2 protein-coding genes, 2 tRNA genes and 1 pseudogene are annotated in these 3,827 nt (G+C 34.4%); 2 read left to right on the forward strand and 3 right to left on the reverse strand.

Going from position 1 to position 3,827, the window contains the following annotated elements:
* Positions 1 to 129 precede the first annotated feature (129 nt).
* From QZ260_RS03445 to mutS, 3 genes are all read right to left on the reverse strand, one after another.
* Positions 130 to 213, reverse strand: a tRNA-Leu gene (locus QZ260_RS03445).
* Between the two features lie 26 nt (positions 214 to 239).
* Positions 240 to 311, reverse strand: a tRNA-Gly gene (locus QZ260_RS03450).
* A gap of 97 nt (positions 312 to 408) precedes the next feature.
* The gene (mutS, locus tag QZ260_RS03455; RefSeq protein WP_295982768.1) at positions 409 to 3,021 is read right to left on the reverse strand and encodes a DNA mismatch repair protein MutS; all 2,613 of its coding nucleotides are present in this window, start codon (positions 3,019 to 3,021) and stop codon (positions 409 to 411) included.
* A 129-nt stretch (positions 3,022 to 3,150) separates the two neighbouring features.
* On the opposite strand from mutS, the gene QZ260_RS03460 reads away from it, so the two are divergent.
* On the forward strand, positions 3,151 to 3,690 hold the full coding sequence (locus tag QZ260_RS03460) for an RNA methyltransferase (protein WP_295982770.1): 540 nt from the start codon (positions 3,151 to 3,153) through the stop codon (positions 3,688 to 3,690).
* Between the two features lie 42 nt (positions 3,691 to 3,732).
* Positions 3,733 to 3,827: pseudogene (locus QZ260_RS03465) on the forward strand (SAM-dependent methyltransferase); the annotation flags it as partial.

Here is a 3,827-nt window from a genome sequence, read left to right on the forward strand (position 1 = left end):
TACTAATTTTCAATTCCTTTACAATGGCAAAAAAGAGATTCAAATTTCTAGCCGTGCAAATACCGTAAAGATAATTATTGTGAATAAAAAAAGCCGCTTGAAAATCACATGATTAACAAGAGGCTTTAGTACTGAAGACGGGACTTGAACCCGTACGTCCTAATGGACATTGGATTTTAAGTCCAACGTGTCTACCAATTCCACCACTTCAGCATTGGTATATTTTAAGAAAGTTTCAGAGCGAAAGACGGGATTTGAACCCGCGACCCCCACCTTGGCAAGGTGATGCTCTACCCCTGAGCTACTTTCGCAGTCTTTAAATGAACATACAACCTTTCGATTGCGGATGCAAATTTAAAATATTTCTACTAAAACCAAAGCCTTTTAACAAAATAAATAAAAATAATTTTAAGCTTGTTTTTTCTTAATTAACATACGCTTAATTTCATTCAATTTCATAAGGGCTTCAACAGGTGTAAGTGTATCAATATCAAGGTGTAATATTTCATCTTTAATGTTTTCTAACAAAGGATCATCAAGATTGAAAAAACTCAATTGCATATCGTCATTCAAGGTTTTTACTTTATCTGTAAGCTCTTCACTAGAATGTGACTGCTCTAATTTCTTTAAAATCTTATTCGCACGGTGTAAAACTTGTTGCGGCATACCAGCCATTTTAGCTACGTGAATACCAAAACTATGTGCACTACCACCTGCTACCAATTTCCTTAAGAATAATACATTGTCTTTTAACTCTTTTACAGACACATTGAAATTATTAATACGCCCGAAGGTTTCACTCATCTCATTTAACTCGTGATAGTGGGTTGCAAACAATGTTTTAGGCTTGGCAGGATGTTCATGTAAATATTCGCTAATCGCCCAAGCAATGGAAATACCATCATACGTACTCGTACCTCTTCCAATTTCATCTAACAACACCAAGCTCCTATCAGAAATATTATTTAAAATAGAGGCTGTTTCATTCATTTCTACCATAAAGGTAGATTCTCCCATTGAAATATTATCACTAGCACCTACTCTAGTAAAAATCTTATCGACCAAACCTATCCTAGCTGCTTTTGCAGGCACAAAACTACCAATTTGGGCCAACAAAACGATTAAAGCTGTTTGGCGTAATATGGCCGACTTACCAGACATATTAGGCCCTGTAATCATAATGATTTGTTGACTTGTTCTATCCAGAAAAACATCATTAGCAATATAGGCTTCACCAATAGGTAATTGCTTTTCTATAACAGGATGACGGCCATCTTTAATCTCTAAATCAAATGAATCATCTATTGTTGGATAGATATAATTATTATCTTTTGCCAATTGTGCAAAACCACATAAACAGTCCAGTTGTCCAATTAAATATGCGTTTTGTTGAACTGGCTTTATATATTGATTTAACCAACCAATCAATTCTGAAAACAATTGTTGCTCTATAGCTTGAATTCTATCTTCAGCACCTAATATTTTGGCTTCGTATTCTTTAAGTTCTTCTGTAATATAACGTTCAGCATTTACCAAGGTTTGCTTACGAATCCATTCCTCAGGAACTTTATCTTTATGGGTATTTCGCACTTCAATGTAATATCCAAATACGTTATTTGAAGCAATTTTAAGCGATGTGATTCCCGTACGTTCACTTTCCCGTTCTAGCATTTTATCTAGATAATCTTTACCAGATTTTGACAACCCTCTTAGCTCATCTAATTCCGAAGAAAAGCCAATAGCAATACTGCTGCCTTTCAATACATTTACAGGAGCTTCTTCGTTTAAAGTCTCTTTTATTCTTTCACGAAGCACCTCACAACTTTGAAGTTTGTCTCCAATAATTCTTAAAGATTCATTATCACAATTTGAAGCCAATGCTTTTATGGGCACAATAGCTTCCAAAGAATTTTTAAGCTGAATGACCTCACGTGGATTCACCTTACCTGTCGCTGTTTTAGAGATTAAACGTTCTAAATCACCAATATGTTTGATGTGGTTTTGAACCTTCTGAAGTACCGTATTTTCTTTAGTCAAAAAACTAACCACTTCATGCCGTTGCTTAATTTTTTTAACGTTTTTTAAAGGAAGTGCCAACCAGCGTTTCAATAACCTTCCACCCATAGGTGAAATGGTTTTATCAATCACATTTAGAAGCGTTACCGCATTGTTGTTAGTAGAATTATAAAGCTCTAAATTTCTGATAGTGAATTTATCCATCCACACATAATCATCTTCTGCAATTCTAGAAATAGAGGTAATATGTTGTAACTTATTATGCTGTGTTTCCCCTAAATAATGAAGAATAGAACCCGACGCAATAATACCTTCGTACAAATCTTCAATTCCAAAACCTTTTAAGGTTTTAGTGTCGAAATGTTTGATTAAGGTTTCATAAGCATAATCTGTTTGATAAACCCAATCTTCTAAATAAAAGGTGTGAAAATCGTTACCAAAAGTGTCATTAAACAAACTGCGTTTTTGCTTAGACACTAATACCTCACTAGGACTAAAATTTTGAAGCAACTTATCAATATACTCCGCATTTCCTTGAGAAGTTAAAAATTCCCCTGTAGAAATATCTAAAAACGAAATTCCAATATATTTTTTATCAAAATATACCGAACACAAAAAGTTATTGGATTTTGACACTAAAACCTCATCATTTAAGGCAACTCCTGGAGTTACCAATTCGGTCACACCACGCTTTACGATGGTTTTGGTCTGTTTCGGATCTTCCAATTGGTCGCAAATAGCAACACGTTGTCCTGCTTTAACCAATTTAGGTAAATAGGTATTGATAGAATGGTGTGGAAAACCTGCCAACTCAATTTCACTCTGACTTCCAGCACCGCGTTTGGTTAAAATAATACCTAAAATACCTGCAGCTTTAATAGCGTCACTACCAAAGGTTTCGTAAAAATCGCCCACACGAAACAACAACAACGCATCAGGATACTTTGCTTTAATGGCATTGTACTGCTTCATTAACGGGGTTACTTTTTTTACTTTTTTAGCCAATGGAAAAGTGATTTATTAATGTTATTTTTGACAAAATTGTAGCATGCAATGTACCATTAATTTCATGTTTTTTGAAGTTCATTCTTTAGAAGTTATCTACAATTAGAACGAGATTTCAACAATAAAACCATGCGCAAACTTAAAAATAGTGAATTAGACAGATTAAACGTTGATGCTTTTAAAGAAGCTAAAAAAACACCGATCATTATAATTCTTGATAATATTAGAAGCTTAAATAATATAGGCTCTGTGTTTAGAACGAGTGATGCTTTTTTAGTTGAAAAAATTTACCTCTGTGGTATTACGGCAACGCCGCCCCACAAAGACATTCATAAAACAGCTTTGGGAAGCACTGACACTGTTGCTTGGGAATATACTAAAGACACGATGGATTTAGTTGAAAAACTAAAACTTGACAACGTAAAAATCTGTTCGATTGAGCAAGCTGAAAATGCGACTATGCTAAACAAATTTGTTGTTGAACCCAACACCACATATGCTTTAGTTTTTGGAAACGAAGTAAAAGGTGTAGCTCAAGATGTAGTTAATTCAAGCGATGCAGTTATTGAAATACCTCAATTTGGCACGAAACACTCTCTAAATATTTCGGTAAGCTGCGGAGTTGTTGTTTGGGATATTTTTAATAAGCTGTCATCAAATGTAAAATAGGTGTTAAAAAAAACAAAGAAACCTTGGCCTGCTAAAGATGTGATGAACCAGATTTATGAAATGAATCTTTGGGGAGGAAACCAATTCGATTTTTATTCCGGAATTGGTTCGCATGATGCAAAAATTATAGACCCATA

The organism is uncultured Algibacter sp., assembly GCF_905480415.1.
Lineage (GTDB): Bacteria > Bacteroidota > Bacteroidia > Flavobacteriales > Flavobacteriaceae > Algibacter_B.

Coding starts and splice junctions, on each gene's coding strand:
- QZ260_RS03460 (WP_295982770.1), top strand. CDS start 3,151: ATGCGCAAACTTAAAAATAGTGAATTAGACAGATTAAACGTTGATGCT.